The 18,390-nt window shown below is 57.8% G+C and carries 13 protein-coding genes and 3 tRNA genes; 13 read left to right on the top strand and 3 right to left on the bottom strand.

Annotation, left to right across the window (positions count from 1 at the left end; translation table 11 throughout):
- The first annotated feature begins 64 nt into the window (after positions 1 to 64).
- From ACYZT7_RS22490 to ACYZT7_RS22450, 9 genes are all read left to right on the top strand, one after another.
- A tRNA-Arg gene (locus tag ACYZT7_RS22490) sits at positions 65 to 141 on the top strand.
- 40 nt (positions 142 to 181) lie between these two features.
- Positions 182 to 257: transfer RNA gene (locus ACYZT7_RS22485), tRNA-His, on the top strand.
- Between the two features lie 54 nt (positions 258 to 311).
- Positions 312 to 396 (top strand) — tRNA-Leu (locus tag ACYZT7_RS22480).
- A gap of 419 nt (positions 397 to 815) precedes the next feature.
- Positions 816 to 2,126, top strand: a complete 1,311-nt coding sequence (tig, locus tag ACYZT7_RS22475) for a trigger factor (protein WP_462038270.1) — start codon at positions 816 to 818, stop codon at positions 2,124 to 2,126.
- A 93-nt stretch (positions 2,127 to 2,219) separates the two neighbouring features.
- Complete coding sequence (gene clpP / locus ACYZT7_RS22470) at positions 2,220 to 2,855, top strand: ATP-dependent Clp endopeptidase proteolytic subunit ClpP (protein WP_461969943.1); 636 nt, start codon at positions 2,220 to 2,222, stop codon at positions 2,853 to 2,855.
- Between the two features lie 112 nt (positions 2,856 to 2,967).
- On the top strand, positions 2,968 to 4,251 hold the full coding sequence (gene clpX, locus ACYZT7_RS22465) for an ATP-dependent Clp protease ATP-binding subunit ClpX (RefSeq protein WP_149417943.1): 1,284 nt from the start codon (positions 2,968 to 2,970) through the stop codon (positions 4,249 to 4,251).
- Between the two features lie 162 nt (positions 4,252 to 4,413).
- Positions 4,414 to 6,810 carry an endopeptidase La gene (lon, locus tag ACYZT7_RS22460; protein ID WP_462038269.1) on the top strand — a complete coding sequence of 799 codons (2,397 nt, stop codon included), beginning with the start codon at positions 4,414 to 4,416 and terminating at the stop codon, positions 6,808 to 6,810.
- A 148-nt stretch (positions 6,811 to 6,958) separates the two neighbouring features.
- Positions 6,959 to 7,231, top strand: coding sequence for an HU family DNA-binding protein (locus ACYZT7_RS22455; protein WP_002552737.1), 273 nt, complete (start codon positions 6,959 to 6,961; stop codon positions 7,229 to 7,231).
- Between the two features lie 233 nt (positions 7,232 to 7,464).
- Positions 7,465 to 9,336: a SurA N-terminal domain-containing protein gene (locus ACYZT7_RS22450; protein ID WP_462038268.1), complete on the top strand. Its 1,872-nt coding sequence runs from the start codon at positions 7,465 to 7,467 to the stop codon at positions 9,334 to 9,336.
- A 59-nt stretch (positions 9,337 to 9,395) separates the two neighbouring features.
- Here ACYZT7_RS22450 and ACYZT7_RS22445 read toward each other — a convergent pair whose 3' ends face one another.
- Positions 9,396 to 10,601 carry an MFS transporter gene (locus tag ACYZT7_RS22445; RefSeq protein WP_462038267.1) on the bottom strand — a complete coding sequence of 402 codons (1,206 nt, stop codon included), beginning with the start codon at positions 10,599 to 10,601 and terminating at the stop codon, positions 9,396 to 9,398.
- A gap of 123 nt (positions 10,602 to 10,724) precedes the next feature.
- On the opposite strand from ACYZT7_RS22445, the gene ACYZT7_RS22440 reads away from it, so the two are divergent.
- The gene (locus ACYZT7_RS22440; RefSeq protein WP_462041847.1) at positions 10,725 to 11,624 is read left to right on the top strand and encodes a LysR family transcriptional regulator; all 900 of its coding nucleotides are present in this window, start codon (positions 10,725 to 10,727) and stop codon (positions 11,622 to 11,624) included.
- Positions 11,625 to 11,715: 91 nt separating this feature from the next.
- Entirely contained in the window at positions 11,716 to 12,534 is an 819-nt protein-coding gene (locus ACYZT7_RS22435) for a DUF2242 domain-containing protein (RefSeq protein WP_462038266.1), read from the top strand.
- Between the two features lie 353 nt (positions 12,535 to 12,887).
- On the opposite strand, the gene ACYZT7_RS22430 is transcribed toward ACYZT7_RS22435, so the two are convergent.
- Complete coding sequence (locus ACYZT7_RS22430) at positions 12,888 to 13,928, bottom strand: AraC family transcriptional regulator (protein ID WP_462038265.1); 1,041 nt, start codon at positions 13,926 to 13,928, stop codon at positions 12,888 to 12,890.
- Between the two features lie 3 nt (positions 13,929 to 13,931).
- Positions 13,932 to 15,062: a carbon-nitrogen hydrolase family protein gene (locus ACYZT7_RS22425; protein ID WP_462038264.1), complete on the bottom strand. Its 1,131-nt coding sequence runs from the start codon at positions 15,060 to 15,062 to the stop codon at positions 13,932 to 13,934.
- Between the two features lie 209 nt (positions 15,063 to 15,271).
- Between ACYZT7_RS22425 and ACYZT7_RS22420 the strand changes: the two genes are divergently transcribed.
- Positions 15,272 to 17,311 (top strand): oxidoreductase, encoded by a 2,040-nt coding sequence (locus ACYZT7_RS22420; RefSeq protein ID WP_462038263.1) that lies wholly within the window; start codon positions 15,272 to 15,274, stop codon positions 17,309 to 17,311.
- Positions 17,312 to 17,465: 154 nt separating this feature from the next.
- A complete protein-coding gene (locus ACYZT7_RS22415) occupies positions 17,466 to 18,383 on the top strand; it encodes a 1-aminocyclopropane-1-carboxylate deaminase/D-cysteine desulfhydrase (RefSeq protein WP_462038262.1) in 918 nt (305 codons plus the stop codon).
- The last annotated feature ends 7 nt before the right edge of the window (positions 18,384 to 18,390 follow it).

Here is an 18,390-nt window from a genome sequence, read left to right as displayed (position 1 = left end):
ATGTTTAATTCGGTGAGACTGAAAGCACTTAGTTTGTAATCGTCCAAGAATACAGATTAACAAGGCGCCCGTAGCTCAGCTGGATAGAGCATCCGCCTTCTAAGCGGATGGTCGCAGGTTCGAGTCCTGCCGGGTGCGCCATTAGGCAGCTTTGGCACAAGTAACGCAACATGGCAATATGGTGGGCGTAGCTCAGTTGGTAGAGCACGGGATTGTGACTCCCGTTGTCGAGGGTTCGATCCCCTTCGTCCACCCCATATTTAGAAAGGCGCCAGATTAACAGTCTGGCGCCTTTGCTTTAAAAGCTTGATGCGGATGTGGTGGAATTGGTAGACACACTGGATTTAGGTTCCAGCGCCGCAAGGTGTGAGAGTTCGAGTCTCTCCGTCCGCACCATTACAAGTAGCTATTTAATAGCAGAAAACGGCGCAGCACCTGAAAAGGGCTGCGCCGTTTTTGTTTTAGAAATCTGAATTTTCAAAACGACCGCAGGTTCTGGGTTGAGAGGGCAGGTCGGGTCGTCGGATTTGTTTCTCGATGATGCTGATTCGTCCGTTGGTCCCCTCGGGGGTCGACTGTCAGGGATGGATTGCCGGTGTCTTCTATATTAAGAAGGATTGGTGCAGGGCCCTGGCATGATTGGTTGTATTTGCTAACAGGGCGAGGCACAACCGTTTGTCCCCGCCTATAAATTGCCTGCTGCTTTTTTACCCGTTTTCAGTAGGGTGACTTCTTGAGTTTGACCCACTAGAATGCATGCCCTTGATTCTGGGGTCGGAAACGGCCGGCTAACGTCTGTGCAACGAGGAATATCCATGCAAGTTTCTGTTGAAAATACTTCTGCTCTTGAGCGCCGCATGAGCATCACCGTGCCGGCTGAGCGCATCGAGACTCAGGTCAACAAGCGTCTGCAGCAGACTGCCCAAAAGGCCAAGATTGCTGGCTTCCGTCCAGGCAAAGTGCCAATGAGTGAAATCAAGCGCCGTTTTGGTGCTGATGCACGTCAGGAAGCGGTTGGCGACGTGATCCAGTCTTCTTTCTACGAAGCTGTTGTTGAACAAAAGCTGAACCCGGCTGGTGCTCCTTCGATCGAACCTAAGTCGATGGAAGCCGGCAAAGATCTGGAATACGTTGCAACCTTCGAAGTGTTCCCTGAGTTCACCGTTGCCGGTTTCGAAGGTATCACTGTCGAGCGCCTGAGCGCTGACGTGGCTGATGCCGATCTGGACAAAATGCTGGAAGTCCTGCGCAAGCAGAACACCCGTTTCGAAGCCGCCGATCGCGCTGCTCAAAACGAAGACCAACTGAACATCGATTTCGTTGGCAAGGTTGACGGCGAAGTGTTCGCTGGCGGTTCCGCCAAAGGTACTCAGTTGGTTCTGGGTTCCGGCCGCATGATCCCTGGTTTTGAAGATGGTCTGGTTGGCGCTAAAGCCGGTGAAGAGCGCGTTCTGAACCTGACCTTCCCAGAGGACTATCAGAACCTCGACCTGGCCGGCAAAACCGCTGAGTTCACCGTTACCGTGAACACTGTTTCCGAGCCAAAACTGCCAGAGCTGACCGAAGAATTCTTCGCTCAATTCGGTATCAAGGAAACGGGTCTGGAAGGCTTCCGCACCGAAGTTCGCAAGAACATGGAGCGTGAACTGCGTCAGGCGATCAAATCCAAGGTAAAGAATCAGGTAATGGACGGTCTGCTGGCCACCAACCCGATCGAAGTGCCTAAGGCTCTGCTGTCGAACGAAGTTGACCGTCTGCGCGTGCAGGCTGTTCAGCAGTTTGGCGGCAACATCAAGCCTGACCAGCTGCCGGCCGAGCTGTTCGAAGAACAAGCCAAGCGCCGCGTTGTCCTGGGTCTGATCGTGGCTGAAGTGGTCAAGCAATTCGACCTCAAGCCTGACGAAGCCCGCGTTCGTGAAATGATTCAGGAAATGGCTTCGGCTTACCAAGAGCCTGAGCAGGTTGTGTCTTGGTACTACAAGAACGACCAGCAACTGAACGAAGTTCGTTCGGTTGTGCTGGAAGAGCAAGTTGTGGATACTGTTCTGCAGAAAGCTAGCGTGACCGACAAATCGGTCTCTTACGAAGAAGCGGTCAAGCCGGTAGAAGCTCCACAAGCCGACTGATCGTTTTTGCGGTAAGAAGTACACACCATAAGCCAGCCTTCGTGCTGGCTTATGCGTATTCAAGACATAACTATTTGGGAGTGACTGCAGAGCATGTTCCGTAATTCGTATATTCAGCAGAACTCTGATATCCAGGCCGCAGGCGGCCTGGTCCCGATGGTTGTCGAGCAGTCCGCTCGTGGCGAGCGCGCCTACGACATTTACTCGCGCCTTCTCAAGGAGCGAGTGATCTTTCTGGTTGGTCCGGTAGAGGACTACATGGCCAACCTGATCTGTGCGCAGCTGCTGTTCCTTGAAGCGGAAAACCCGGACAAGGACATCCATCTCTATATCAACTCCCCGGGCGGTTCGGTGACAGCGGGCATGTCGATCTACGACACCATGCAGTTCATCAAACCCAACGTGTCGACCACCTGTATCGGTCAGGCGTGCAGCATGGGCGCTTTTCTACTGACAGCCGGTGCTCCTGGCAAGCGTTTCTGCTTGCCGAACTCACGCGTGATGATTCACCAGCCACTGGGCGGTTTCCAGGGCCAGGCTTCGGATATCGAAATCCATGCCAAGGAAATCCTCTTCATTCGTGAGCGTCTCAACACGCTGATGGCCAAGCATAGTGGGCACACTCTTGAAGAGATCGAGCGTGATACCAACCGCGATAACTTCATGAGTGCAGAAGCCGCACGCGAGTACGGGTTGATCGATGAAGTGATCACCCAGCGCCCCGCTTAAAATAAGCAGCTCAAAATAGGGGTGGTCGGCTGCTCCGATCACCAGCGGGCTTGAAAAAGCCCGCAATAGCCTTCATCTTGTGTTGCAAGCCTATCGGATTTGGATCGAACGAATGACTGACACCCGCAACGGCGAGGACAACGGCAAGCTGCTCTATTGCTCCTTCTGTGGCAAAAGCCAGCATGAAGTGCGTAAGTTGATTGCCGGCCCCTCGGTCTTTATTTGCGACGAGTGCGTCGACCTGTGCAATGACATCATCCGTGAGGAGGTGCAGGAAGCCCAGGCCGAAAGCAGCGCGCATAAATTGCCTTCGCCTAAAGAAATCAGCGGCATCCTTGATCAGTATGTGATTGGTCAGGAGCGTGCGAAAAAGGTTCTGGCCGTAGCGGTATACAACCACTACAAGCGTCTGAACCAGCGCGACAAGAAAAGTGACGACGTCGAACTCGGCAAGAGCAACATCCTGCTGATCGGCCCGACAGGCTCGGGTAAAACCCTGCTTGCCGAAACACTGGCCCGCTTGCTGAACGTTCCGTTCACCATCGCCGACGCAACCACCCTCACCGAGGCGGGTTACGTGGGTGAAGATGTCGAGAACATCATTCAGAAGCTGCTGCAGAAGTGCGATTACGACGTAGAAAAAGCCCAGATGGGCATTGTCTACATCGATGAGATCGACAAGATCTCGCGCAAGTCTGACAACCCGTCGATCACTCGGGACGTTTCCGGTGAAGGCGTGCAGCAGGCCTTGCTCAAGTTGATCGAAGGCACGGTCGCTTCCGTTCCGCCTCAAGGTGGTCGCAAGCATCCGCAGCAGGAATTCCTTCAGGTTGACACCCGTAACATCCTGTTCATCTGCGGCGGCGCATTCTCCGGTCTGGAAAAGGTTATTCAAAACCGTTCCACCAAGGGCGGCATCGGTTTCAACGCGGAAGTACGCAGCAAGGAAGAAGGCAAGAAGGTGGGTGAGTCCCTGCGTGAAGTCGAGCCTGACGATCTGGTCAAGTTCGGTCTGATCCCGGAGTTCGTCGGTCGTCTGCCGGTACTTGCCACGCTGGACGAGCTTGATGAGGCTGCGTTGATGCAGATTCTCACCGAGCCGAAAAATGCTCTGACCAAACAGTATGCCAAGCTGTTCGAGATGGAAGGTGTGGACCTGGAATTCCGGGCCGACGCTTTGAAATCGGTCGCCAAACGTGCTCTGGAACGCAAAACCGGTGCTCGTGGACTGCGTTCGATTCTCGAAGGTGTATTGCTCGACACTATGTATGAAATCCCCTCGCAGTCCGAGGTGAGTAAAGTAGTGATCGACGAAAGCGTTATAGAAGGCAAGTCCAAGCCACTGTATATCTACGAAAACAGTGAGCCTGCTGCCAAGGCAGCGCCAGACGCTTAAGCGTCAGGCAGCTGGAACAAAGAAGGGGCCTTCGGGCCCCTTTTCTTTTAAAGCGTTTTTAACACCCTCTTTGCGCTTGTTTTTTTTCAAAGCAGCCCCCATCTTGGTTTCAAGCTTACTTCCATCTGTTTACGGCCTTATGGCCGCCGTAGAGGCGAAATCATGAAGACAACCATCGAATTGCCTCTCCTGCCATTGCGTGATGTCGTGGTTTATCCGCACATGGTTATCCCGCTGTTCGTGGGGCGCGAGAAATCCATCGAAGCCCTAGAGGCAGCGATGACGGGCGACAAGCAGATCCTTCTGCTGGCTCAGAGAAACCCTGCTGACGACGATCCCGGTGAAGACGCACTTTATCGCGTAGGTACCATTGCTACCGTTCTGCAGCTGCTCAAGCTGCCTGACGGCACGGTCAAGGTTTTGGTTGAAGGCGAGCAGCGAGGCGCCGTTGAGCGTTTCAGCGAAGTGGACGGCCACTGCCGTGCCGAAGTCTCATTGATCGACGAAGTCGACGCGCCGGAGCGCGAGTCGGAAGTGTTCGTCCGCAGCCTGCTGGCTCAGTTCGAACAATATGTGCAGCTGGGCAAGAAAGTCCCGGCTGAAGTCCTGTCGTCGCTCAACAGCATCGACGAACCAGGTCGCCTGGTCGACACCATGGCCGCGCACATGGCCCTGAAGATCGAGCAGAAGCAGGAAATCCTCGAAATTATCGATTTGTCGGCCCGGGTCGAGCACGTTCTGGCGTTGCTGGATGCTGAGATCGACCTGCTGCAAGTCGAAAAACGCATTCGCGGTCGCGTTAAGAAACAAATGGAGCGCAGTCAGCGCGAGTACTACCTGAATGAGCAGATGAAGGCCATTCAGAAAGAGCTCGGCGACAGCGACGAAGGCCATAACGAAATCGAAGAGCTGAAAAAGCGCATCGATGCCGCCGGACTGCCGAAAGATGCCTTGGCCAAAGCCCAGGGTGAACTGAACAAATTAAAACAAATGTCGCCAATGTCTGCGGAAGCGACCGTGGTCCGCTCGTATATTGACTGGCTGGTTCAGGTGCCGTGGAAAGCGCAGAGCAAAGTGCGCCTGGATCTCGCGCGCGCAGAAGACATTCTCGATGCAGACCACTATGGTCTGGAAGAAGTCAAAGAACGGATTCTCGAATACCTCGCCGTGCAAAAACGCGTGAAGAAAATTCGTGGCCCAGTGTTGTGCCTGGTCGGTCCTCCGGGTGTGGGTAAAACTTCGCTGGCGGAGTCGATCGCTCACGCCACCAACCGAAAATTCGTGCGTATGGCCCTCGGCGGCGTACGCGATGAAGCGGAAATTCGGGGTCATCGCCGTACTTATATCGGTTCGATGCCAGGAAGATTGATTCAAAAGATGACAAAAGTGGGCGTCCGCAACCCGCTGTTCCTGCTCGATGAAATCGACAAAATGGGCAGTGACATGCGTGGCGATCCGGCGTCGGCGTTGCTGGAAGTGCTCGACCCTGAGCAGAACCACAACTTCAACGATCACTATCTGGAAGTCGACTACGACCTGTCCGATGTGATGTTCCTTTGCACCTCGAACTCCATGAACATTCCACCAGCCTTGCTGGACCGGATGGAAGTGATTCGTCTGCCGGGTTACACCGAAGACGAGAAGATCAACATTGCTGTCAAATACCTTTCGCCAAAGCAGATTACGGCTAACGGCTTGAAAAAAGGTGAGCTGGAATTCGACGCCGAAGCGATCCGCGACATCATCCGCTACTACACCCGTGAAGCCGGGGTACGGGGGCTGGAGCGCCAGATTGCCAAGGTTTGCCGCAAGACGGTCAAAGAGCATGCAATGGAAAAACGCTTCTCGGTGAAGGTCACTGCCGAGATGCTGGAACACTTCCTGGGCGTGCGCAAATTCCGCTACGGTCTGGCCGAATCGCAGGATCAGATCGGTCAGGTCACCGGGCTGGCGTGGACTCAGGTGGGTGGTGAGTTGCTGACCATCGAAGCTGCCGTCGTGCCGGGTAAAGGCCAGTTGATCAAAACCGGTTCTTTGGGTGACGTGATGGTCGAATCGATCACTGCGGCCCTGACCGTTGTCCGCAGTCGCGCGAAGAGCCTGGGGATTCCCCTGGACTTCCACGAGAAGCGCGACACGCATATCCATATGCCGGAAGGGGCGACCCCGAAGGACGGCCCTAGCGCCGGTGTAGGCATGTGCACGGCTCTGGTGTCGGCTTTGACCGGGATTCCTGTACGCGCGGACGTCGCCATGACTGGCGAAATTACGCTACGTGGTCAGGTACTGGCGATTGGTGGTCTGAAAGAAAAACTGCTCGCTGCTCACCGTGGCGGAATCAAGACCGTGATCATTCCTGAAGAGAATGTACGCGATCTGAAGGAAATTCCTGACAATATCAAGCAAGATCTACAGATTAAACCGGTTAAATGGATTGACGAGGTCCTGCAAATTGCGCTGCAATACGCGCCGGAGCCGCTGCCCGATGTGGTTCCAGAGATAGTTGCAAAGGATGAGAAACGCGAGTCTGACTCTAAGGAAAGAATTAGCACGCATTAGTACGCATTTGCCTGGGGGGCTTCCTTGACAGCTTTTTAGAGCCCTTGTTATAAAGCGGCTCTTAAGTGTCTGTAGGCCATTCAGCACTCGTTTTTGCTTTCACCAAAAAACTTAGAATCATACTCAAATAGATATAAGGGGACTTAGAGTGAACAAGTCGGAACTGATTGATGCTATCGCTGCATCCGCTGATATCCCGAAAGCTGCTGCTGGCCGTGCGCTGGACGCTGTAATCGAATCCGTCACTGGCGCTCTCAAGGCTGGCGACTCTGTTGTTCTGGTTGGTTTCGGTACTTTCTCCGTCACCGATCGTCCAGCTCGCATTGGTCGTAACCCACAGACCGGTAAGACGCTGGAAATCGCAGCCGCTAAAAAACCAGGTTTCAAAGCCGGTAAAGCACTGAAAGAAGCTGTTAACTAAGTTCGATTCAGGTTTTTGCCTATCCGGGTCGGGGTCATGCCTGACCTGGCAGCGGAGCGGTAGTCCGGTCGGCGAGTCGCCGATCCGAGACGCCGAGGCTCGCAAGTTCGAGTCATCGGTCCGCTCCGCCAGTTACGAGAAGGCGCATCCTCGGATGCGCCTTTCTTCTATCCGGATTCTACCCACGCTCCACGGTTGCCTAATTTTGAAGTTCAACCGTTTCTGGGGGACGCATGCTGCAGAATATCAGGGACAATTCACAAGGCTGGATTGCCAAGACCATTATCGGGATCATCGTTGTATTGATGGCGTTCACCGGTATCGAGGCCATTTTCCAGGCGACGACCAACAGCCAGGACGCGGCCAAGGTCAATGGTGAAGAAATCAGCCAGAACGAGCTGAGCCAGGCGGTCGATATGCAACGCCGTCAGCTCATGCAACAGCTGGGCAAGGATTTCGATGCTTCCTTGCTCGACGAAAAAATGCTGCGCGAATCCGCCCTCAAAGGCTTGATCGATCGCAAGCTGCTGCTGCAAGGTGCAGAAGATTCGAAATTCGCCTTTTCCGAAGCTGCTTTGGACCAAGTGATCCTGCAAACGCCTGAATTCCAGGTCGATGGCAAGTTCAGCGCCGAGCGTTTCGACCAGGTGATTCGTCAACTCGGCTACAGCCGCATGCAATTCCGCCAGATGCTGGCTCAGGAAATGCTGATCGGTCAGCTGCGCGCGGGTCTGGCGGGTAGCGGTTTCGTCACCGATGCACAGGTTCTGGCATTCGCCCGTCTGGAAAAACAGACCCGCGATTTCGCTTCCTTGAACGTCAAGGTTGACCCGGCGGCTGTGAAGCTGACCGACGATGAAGTCAAAGCCTACTACGACGAACACGCCAAGGAATTCATGACGCCGGATCAGGTGGTCATCGATTACCTCGAGTTGAAGAAGGCTTCCTTCTTTGATCAGGTCAGCGTCAAGGACGAAGACCTGCAAGCGGCGTATCAGAAAGAAACCGCGAACCTGTCCGAACAACGCCGGGCCGCGCACATTCTGATCGAAGTGAACGACAAGGTGACCGAAGCGCAAGCCAAGGCCAAGATCGACGAGATCCAGGCACGTCTGGCAAAAGGCGAGAAGTTCGAGGCTTTGGCCAAGGAGTTCTCGCAGGATCCTGGTTCGGCAAACATCGGTGGTGACCTCGGCTATGCAGGTCCTGGTGTCTACGATCCAGCCTTCGAAGCAGCGCTGTATGCGTTGGCCAAGGATCAGGTTTCGGCGCCGGTTCGCACCGACTTCGGCTTTCACCTGATCAAGCTGTTGGGCGTGGAAGCACCTGAAGTGCCGACGTTAGCCAGTTTGAAAGACAAGCTGACCCGTGAGCTGAAAGCCCAGCAGGTCGAGCAGCGTTTCGTCGAGGCGACCAAGCAACTGGAAGACTCGTCGTTTGAAGCCTCCGATCTGGCTCAGCCGGCGCAGGACCTGAAGCTGACCGTTCACACGTCCAAGCCGTTCGGCCGTGAAGGTGGCGAAGGTGTTGCGGCCAACCGTGCCGTGGTCACTGCTGCGTTTAGCCCTGAAGTGCTGGATGAGGGTGCCAACAGCACCGCCATCGAGCTCGATCCGGAAACCGTGATCGTGCTACGCGCCAAGGAGCACCTGAAACCTGCGCAACTGCCGCTCGAAAGCGTTGCTGCCGGCATTCGCGTGCAATTGGCCAAGGAGCACGCCAGTGCTGCCGCCAAGACCAAGGCTGAAGAGCTGATTGTCAGCCTGCGCGATGGCAAGACACCGCTGGACAAGGCGATCGACGGCCAGAACTGGAAAGCAATCCAGGCAGCCACTCGTGGCCAGGAAGGGGTTGACCCAACCGTGTTGCAAGCGCTGTTCCGCATGCCTAAGCCGGCAGCCAAGGACAAGCCGACCTTCAGTAGCGTGACCCTGGCCGATGGTAGCCTGGTGATCGTGCGTCTGAACGGCGTCAACGAAGCCGCTGCACCGACCGAAGAAGAGAAGGCTCAATACCGTCGCTTCCTCGCCTCGCGTATCGGCCAGCAAGATTTTGCTGCTTACCGCAAACTGCTTGAAAGCGAGGCTGAGATCAAGCGCTTCTGATGCCTGACTGAGCTTGTCGCGACACAAAGACCCCAGCCGAAAGGCTGGGGTCTTTTGTTTCAGCGCGCGGAAGGGAAGCCTGCGTCCCGGGCATTCGTGGTCGCCAGCAACGTCAGTACCAACAAGCCGCCGACCACCCACGGGAACGACATTACTCCCAGGCTATCGAGCAACAATCCCCCCGCCAAACCACCGCCGGCAATCCCGATGTTCCACATCGTCACCAGCATCGACTGAGCCGTGTCCGCCGCATCTCCGGCCGTCTTCGCCGAAGCGGTCTGCAACAGCGAAGGCATCGCGCCAAACGCAAGGCCCCAGATAGCCACCGCGCCATACACCATCAGCGCGGACTCGCCCCAAAAGCCCAGCGTCAGTGCGGACACTATGAACAGCGCACTGCTGATCAACACCAACTCGCGCAACCAGCGGTCGATCAGGCTGCCGACGATCCAGATGCTCAGCACTGCCGCAAGTCCAAACACCAGCAGCACGCGATCGATTTCTGCGGCAAGCCCGGACGGTTGCAGGAAAGGCGCGATGTAGGTGTAGAGAATGTTGTGCGCAAGTACATAGGAAACGGTCACGAACAGAACCGAACGCAGTCCCGGCAGGGCGAACACTTTGCGCAGCGGCAGGCGTTGTTCGGCACGTTGTCCGGGAAAGTCCGGAAGCTGCCAGTGCACCCAGACGATCAGCAAAAGGGTCAGCGCCGTCATGATCGCAAAACTCAGGCGCCAGCCCACGACCGTACCGAGCAATGTGCCGGCCGGCACGCCGAGAGACAGGGCTAACGGCGCACCGAGCATCGCCACGGCAATGGCCCGCCCTTGCAGGTGCGGTGCGACCATGCGGCTGGCATAACCGGCCACCAACGCCCAGAGCAGGCCCGCGAAGATGCCGGCGAACAATCTGGCGACGAGAGTCAGCGCATAGTCAGTGGAAAGGGCAGTGATGCTGTTGACGATGGCAAAGCCGCCAATCGCCGTCAGCAACAATGGCCGACGGCGCCATCCGCGAGTGGCGATGGTCAGCGGGATCGCCGCCAGCAGGGAGCCGATGGCATACAGCGTCACCAATTGCCCGACCAGGGCTTGCGACACATTCAAGTCGGCGCTCATCTGTGGCAACAGGCCCGCGGGCATGGCTTCCGTCAGCACGGTTATGAAACCGGCGGTGGCCAGGGCGAGCAAGCCACTGAGGGGTAGACGTTCGCCGGTTTCTGCCTCGGTGCGCAGTGATTGCACGGTCAATTCGGGGTCGTTCATGCGTTCAGGTCCATGTCTGGTGAGGAATCACGGACAGAGAGTAGGGCGCTGCGCGTCCCGGAAAAACAGGTTAAGGTTCCGAACATATCGGACATGGATGTCGTCAATTGCGAGGGTAACGGATTGGACAGTCTGGGCAGTATTTCGGTGTTTGTGCAGGTTGCGGAGGTGCGCAGCTTCACGCAAGCCGCGCGTTTGCTGGGCGTGTCGTCATCGGCGATCGGCAAGAGTATCGCTCGCACCGAGACGCGGTTGGGCGTGCGCCTGTTTCATCGCAGCACCCGCAGCATTACCCTGACATCGGAAGGTGCGCTGTTCCTGGAGCGCTGTCGCAAGATCCTGGCCGAGGTCGAGGCCGCCGAATTCGAAATGTGCAACGCGGCCTCCGCGCCCCACGGCAAACTGCGGATCAGCCTGCCCCAAGTCTGCGGGTTGGTGATGCCGGTGCTCACGGAGTTTATGACGCTGTATCCGCAGATCGAGTTGGACATTGATCTGTCCGACCGAATGGTTGACGTGGTCGAGGAAGGCTTCGACGCGGTGGTGCGAACCGGCAAACCCAAGGATTCCCGGTTGATGGCCCGGCCGCTCGGCGGATTTCGAATGGTGCTGGTCGGCACACCCGCGTATTTCAATGCGCAGGGTGTACCGCAAACCCCGTCCGACCTTGCGCATCACGCCTGCCTGCGACATACCTTCCATGCCACCGGCAAGCTGGAACCATGGCCTCTGCGTCGCGAAAATGGCGATCCAGAGCCGTTGCTGCCGACGCGGATGGTCAGCACCTCGATCGAAGCCGTGAGTTTTGTGGCCCTTCAAGGGCTGGGCATCGCCTGTCTGCCGGACTTCATGGTCCATGAGCACGTGAGACAGGGCAGATTGCAGCGGGTGCTCGACGATCACCTGGAGCACGCCGGCACATTCTGGATCCTTTGGCCCTCCAGTCGGCACGCAGCCGCCAAGCTGCGGGTGTTCATCGATCATTTATTCGCGCGACTTTTTCCTGCAAACGATGGTCAGTAACTCTGTAACTGTTTCAAGACACTAATCGATACTCCGCTAAGCATCGATCTGTTGCACAATACGCCCCGGACCGTTTTCCTCAGGATGTTCAATGTTTAAATCATTTCCCATGCGTGTTGCCGGGCTGGCGTTGTTGCTGGCCGTTGCTGCCGGCTGCTCGTCGAAGAAAGCCCCTATCTATGAGCATGAGAACTTCGATGACTCCGGAACGTTTTCGCGCAGCTACCCGGTGACTGATGCGCAGACGTGTGAAGCCGCCCGTCGGGCGTTGCTCAGTCAGGGCTACATCATCACCAGCGCCGACCCGAAACTGGTCAGCGGACACAAAAGCTTCCAGCAGACCGGCGAGACCCACATGGAGATCAGCTTCAGTGTGGTCTGTGCCGATGATGGCAGTGAGGGGCTTCACGCGACCATGTTCGCCAACGCCCTGCAGGACCGTTATGCACTGAAGAAGACCAACAACTCCGCCAGCGTGGGTGTGGGCGTGCTGGGTTCAGTGTCGATGCCGATTGGCTCGTCTGACGACTCGATGGTCAAGGTTGCCAGCGAAACCGTATCGTCGCCCAAGTTCTACGAGCGTTTCTTCACCCTGGTCGAGTTGTTCCTGCCGCCGGAAGCGAAAAAGGCCGCGCACATCAAGGAGAAGCCGAAACCTGATCTCGGCGTGCCTGAAGCCAAGGCCGCACCGGCTCCATTGGCGCCGCCTGCGGCAGAATCTGCGCCGGCACCTGCCGAAGCTGCTCCAGCAGCCTCTGAGCCGGTTGCACCGCCGCCCGAAACCGCTCCGATCGCTCCGGCCGAGAACTCCGAACCGGCACCGGCCACCGAAACAGTCACTCCGCCGCCCCAATCAAGCCTGCCTCCACCCACCGAGCCTATTTCGGCCATTCCTGTATCTGGCCAGTAATCGTGCTCTGAAGCTGCGGGATCGAGTCCGTCGACACCGATCCCGCAGCGGCTTTTAAATTGATCCGCGTCAACCCAGGCCGTTGTCCTACGGTCTGTATCGAAAAATCCTGTGATAAATTCCTGACGGCCTGCTACGTTTCATCAAGTAGCTGCTGAGCGGCGTGCCTGCGTCATTTTTCTTTCACGTGGGCACTTTATGCTCGGGGGCGCTGGTCATTTATTCAGGCGTTTTTTTCAACGAGTTGTTTTGGGGGATTAAAAATGGACGATTATCAAGAAGAACTGCTCGAGTATCAGGCGTTTGAACTGGATCCGCTGGAACCGGCCGAAGACGCTACCGAGCTGTAAGCGTCAAGCGGATTGGCGATGACTGCGGCGAAACTCGCCGGGTGTCTGGCCGCTCCAGCGTTTGAAGGCCCGTTGAAACGCTTCGGCTGAGGCAAAGCCCAGCAGGTAGGCGATTTCTCCGAACGCCAGTTCGGTATCGCGGATGTAGGTCATGGCCAGGTCGCGACGTGTGTCGTTGAGAATCGCGCGAAATTGCGTGCCTTCCTCGGCAAGTTTGCGGCGCAAGGTCCAGGTTGGCAGCTTCAGGCGTGCCGCCACTTCTTCCAGGTCGGGTTCCCGGCCACCATTGAGTAACGGCCCCAGCAACTGAGTGATACGTTCACGCAGGCTGCGGGTGCGTGTCAGTTGCTCCAGTTCCCGTTCACACAGTTGCAGCAGGTGTCGCCAAGTGCTTGGGCAATGTTCCGGGTTACGCTGTGCGAGGCTGGCAAGGCTCAAGCGCAGTTGATTGTGCTCGCCGCCAAACTGGATCGGGCAGTCACCCAGCACCTCATAAGCCGTGCGGTAATGCGGTTCATCAAACTCGATTTCGATGCGTTCGGCGCGCAACGGTGCAGGGCTTATGCTGGACAATTGCTGCAACCAGCCAGCGAGGATCGAATCCACCACGAAGCGGTTGTAGGCGTTGTAAGGGCTGATGGAATAGAACCGCAGCCAGGCGCCTTGGGCGTCTTCGTGAAAGCTCGATTGACCGCGATAGTTGGAGCCATATAAGGCTTCGAAGCGAATCAGGCAGCGCGCGGCTTCTCGCACTGTTGGCGCCTGAGCGGCGGTGACCCCGGCCAGGCCGGCTTGGCTCAGGCGACTGAGCTGGCCCATGCGCAAACCCAGTGCCGGGTTGTCGGTCAGTTGAATGGCGCTGTGGCCCAGGCGCATGTAGCGCGGAATCGAGAGCCGGGCGCCTGCTTCGCTCAGGCGAGCCGCGTCGAGGCCGTATTGTTCGAGCAGCGTCTGAGGGTCTACACCGTGGCTGCGCACGGCGTCGGCCAGGCTATGAACAAAGCCCACCGACAGATCGCCGAGCCGCATCGGCAACGGTTTCATTGGTTACAACCAGAGGTTCAGCAAACGCGCGCCACGGGCATTGCCGTCGGCGAACTGCTGCCCGTTGCTGCTGAGAAAACTTTGACCGGCGCTGCCCTGATCCCAGAATTGACCGCGCAGGAACACGCTCATGCCGGCGATTGCCTGGCTGCTGGGTGGTTGAGTGGTGAGTGTCAGACGATGCCACGCCTGGCCTTCGCTGAGCTCCCCGGCCTTGAGACTGACGGAGCCAGGCGTCAACAGCCCCTTGTAGCCACGCCACGGTTTGTCCCAGGTGCCGCGCCCGATCACAAACGCCGGGACCGCGACGAACTGCGCACCCTGGCTGTCGAGCTTGCGGTAATTGTCCGGGTACCAGCTGTCGCTGCCGATCAGAACGCCCAAGCGTCCGGCCGGCGTGTCGACGACGTTGAGCGTATGCTCGCCATTGGCCGCGATGACTTCATGCTCATCGAAAATCGGATGCATCTGACGCTGGGGCTGGCCGATCGGCCGGCCATCGGCGCCGAACACCACGGTACTGTTGTACAGCGCGCCGCGGCCGATTTTCAGGGTGCCGTCGATGACGCTTGGCTCGGGCAGCACGATGGAGCCCGCCACCAGGGTCACGTGGAATTCTTTCGCCAGACCGCCAAATAGCGCCTGGTAGTCCTTGGCCATGCCTTTGGCCTTCATGCGCAGGTGTGCGTCGTCCAGACGGCTGTCGCCCTTGGCGCTGATTAGCGCGCGGAGGAACTTCAAGGGATTGCTCACCGCCAGCCAGTTCATGGCTTCCTTGAGCGTGGTGGCTTGGTACAGCTCATCTTTCTCGCCGCTGACCATCAACCAGGTGCCGACATGTTCGGGCAGTACAACGATGGTTTTTTCATTCAGCAGGCCCTGGTCCTGGGCCTTCTGCAAATAGGCCGCCAGCTTGCGGTGCAAGCGCTCGGGGCTTTGGTAGTCGGTGGGAAACAGCTCGGGCTGGATGCCCAGCAAGTTGCCGCGATCAGCAGGTGTGCCTTGGTCGACCGCAAGATTGATCCGCAGATCCGACAGGTAATGACCCACCGGACGGTCCGCGGCCCACATGGCGTAGGTCGTAAGGGCGGCAATGAATGCCATGGAAAAGGTCAGGTACAGAAGTTTGCGCATGGGGAAACAGTCAACGGCCGTGTGCAGGGTTCGCGACTAGGGTAGGGCGCATGCCGGCACTTGCCAAGGGGCGCTGCACATTTGGATCAATAAGTTGTCAGTTTGGGTCATTGAGCGACAGTGCTGCGACTCTTAGTCTGTCCAACATGACTGACGGGGGCCGTAGAGCTCCTGCACTTTTTCCGTGATCGCTCGATGTGGAGTTACCGATGGCCGCCGCTCATTACCCGCACCTGTTGGCCCCGCTGGACCTGGGTTTTACCACGCTGCGCAACCGTACCTTGATGGGTTCGATGCACACCGGTCTTGAGGAAAAGCCCGGCGGTTTCGAGCGCATGGCGGCGTACTTCGCCGAACGTGCCCGTGGCGGCGTTGGCCTGATGGTCACCGGTGGTATTGGCCCGAACGATGAGGGCGGGGTGTATTCCGGCGCGGCCAAACTGACCACTGAGGCGGAAGCGCTCAAGCACCAGATCGTCACCCGCGCGGTGCACGAGGCGGGCGGCAAGATCTGCATGCAGATTCTTCACGCCGGTCGTTATGCCTATAGCCCGAAACAAGTCGCGCCGAGCGCCATTCAGGCGCCGATCAACCCGTTCAAGCCAAAAGAGTTGGACGAAGAAGGCATCGAGAAACAGATCAGCGATTTCGTCACCTGTTCGACCCTGGCGCAACAGGCCGAGTACGACGGCGTCGAGATCATGGGCTCCGAAGGTTATTTCATTAACCAGTTCCTCGCCGCCCACACCAACCACCGTACTGACCGCTGGGGCGGAAGCTATGAAAACCGTATGCGCCTGCCGGTGGAAATCGTCCGTCGGGTGCGTGAAGCGGTAGGCCCGAACTTCATTATTATCTTCCGCCTGTCGATGCTCGATTTGGTAGAAGGCGGCAGCAGTTGGGAAGAAATCGTCCAGTTGGCCAAGGCCGTCGAACAGGCCGGTGCAACGATCATCAATACCGGCATCGGCTGGCACGAAGCACGGATCCCGACCATCGCCACCAAAGTGCCGCGCGGCGCGTTCAGCAAAGTCACGGCCAAGCTGCGTGGCTCGGTGAGCATTCCGCTGATCACCACCAACCGCATCAACACCCCGGAAGTCGCCGAGCAGATTCTGGCCGAAGGCGATGCCGACATGGTCTCCATGGCGCGGCCGTTCCTCGCCGACCCGGACTTCGTCAACAAGGCAGCGGCCGGCCGTGGCGATGAAATCAACACCTGCATCGGTTGCAACCAGGCGTGCCTGGATCACACCTTCGGCGGCAAGTTGACCAGTTGTCTGGTGAACCCACGCGCCTGTCACGAAACCGAACTCAATTACCTGCCGGTGCAGCAGATCAAAAAAATCGCTGTGGTCGGTGCCGGTCCTGCGGGGCTGTCCGCGGCTACCGTGGCCGCCGAGCGCGGGCATCAGGTGACGCTGTTTGATTCGGCCAGCGAAATCGGCGGCCAGTTCAACATCGCCAAGCGGGTGCCGGGCAAGGAAGAGTTCTTTGAAACCCTGCGCTACTTCAGCCGCAAACTGCAGACCACACACGTTGAGGTGTGCCTGAACACCCGCGTCGACGTGGCGAAACTGGTTGAGGGCGGTTACGACGAGATCATTCTCGCCACCGGCATTGCTCCAAGAACCCCAGCGATTCCGGGCGTCGAGAACGCCAAGGTGCTGAGCTACCTGGACGTGATCCTTGAGCGCAAACCGGTGGGCAAGCGCGTCGCGGTGATCGGCGCCGGTGGTATCGGATTTGATGTGTCGGAGTTCCTGGTTCACCAGGGCGTGGCCACCAGCCAGGATCGCGAGGCGTTCTGGAAGGAGTGGGGCATCGATACGCATCTGCAAGCGCGCGGCGGTGTCGCCGGCATCAAGGCTGAACCTCACGCACCTGCTCGTGAAGTGTTCCTGCTGCAACGCAAGAAATCCAAGGTCGGCGATGGTCTGGGTAAAACCACCGGCTGGATTCACCGCACCGGTCTGAAGAACAAGCAGGTGCAGATGCTCAACAGCGTCGAGTACCTGAAGATTGACGACGAAGGTTTGCACATCCGCATCGGCGAAACCGGCGAGCCGCAAGTGCTGCCGGTGGACAACATCGTGATCTGCGCCGGGCAGGATCCGCTGCGTGAATTGCACGAGGGTCTGGTGGCGGCCGGGCAGAACGTGCATTTGATTGGCGGCGCGGATGTGGCGGCAGAGTTGGATGCCAAGCGGGCGATCAACCAGGGTTCGCGTCTGGCGGCTGAACTCTAACGTAGATCGTTCCCACTCTGCGTGGGAATGCCTCAACGGACGCTCCGCGTCCGCTTTAGGGACGCGGAGCGTCCCGGGCTGCATTCCCACGCAGAGCGTGGGAACGATCACTGTGGCTGTTAAGATGCCGGCTCTTCACCCAGAGCCGGCATCAATGCTTCTCCCTCCCAACGATTGGCTACCCAAGGCCCCCCTCGAACCCCTTCATCTTGATTGGCTCAGCCGATCAAGCATCGAAGTCGCGATCCTGCGCCTCGACCAGATCGACCCACTGATCAGCGGCAACAAGTGGTTCAAACTCATCGAGCACCTGAAAACCGCTGACCAGAACGGTGCCAAAGGCATCATCAGTCTCGGCGGTGCCCACTCCAATCATCTGCATGCACTGGCCGCGGCGGGCAAACGATTCAGTTTTCGCACCGTTGGCCTGCTGCGTGGTCATCCGCAAGAAACGCCAACGGTAAAAGACTTGCAGGCGTTCGGCATGCAGTTGCATTGGCTGGGTTATGGCGGTTATCGAGCGCGGCACGAGCCGGGTTTCTGGTTGCCATGGCACGCGCAGTATCCCGATCTGCATCCGGTGCCGGAAGGTGGCGGCGGTTTGCAGGGAGCAAAGGGATGCCTGCAGTTGAGGACAATGGTCAGCGAGCAACTGAACGGTCTTGGCTGGAACGACTACTACGGCTGGTGGCTGGCCTGCGGAACGGGCACCACCCTGGCCGGTCTGGTGCTGGCCGAAGCAGGTGAACACTCGGTGTATGGCGCGCTGGCGGTGCCCGACGATCATGGGGTGGCGCAGCAAGTCGAATCAATTGTGCAAGAGGCGGGTTTACACAATCGCGCTTATGAATTGTTCGACGCCAGCCGCGGTGGCTTCGCCAAAGTCGATCCGCTGTTGCTCGAATTCATCGATCAGACCGAACAGACCAGCGGCATTCCCCTCGAACCGCTGTACACCGGCAAAGCCCTGTTGGCGCTCAAGCAGCACGTCGAAGCGGGAAAGCTTGCTCGTGGGACACGCCTGATCTTCATCCACACCGGCGGTTTGCAGGGCCGCCGGGGTTTCCAGTGAGCGGCCG

It is taken from the genome of Pseudomonas sp. RT4P38, from assembly GCF_054897765.1.
This window is presented reverse-complemented; position numbering and strand designations above follow the sequence as displayed.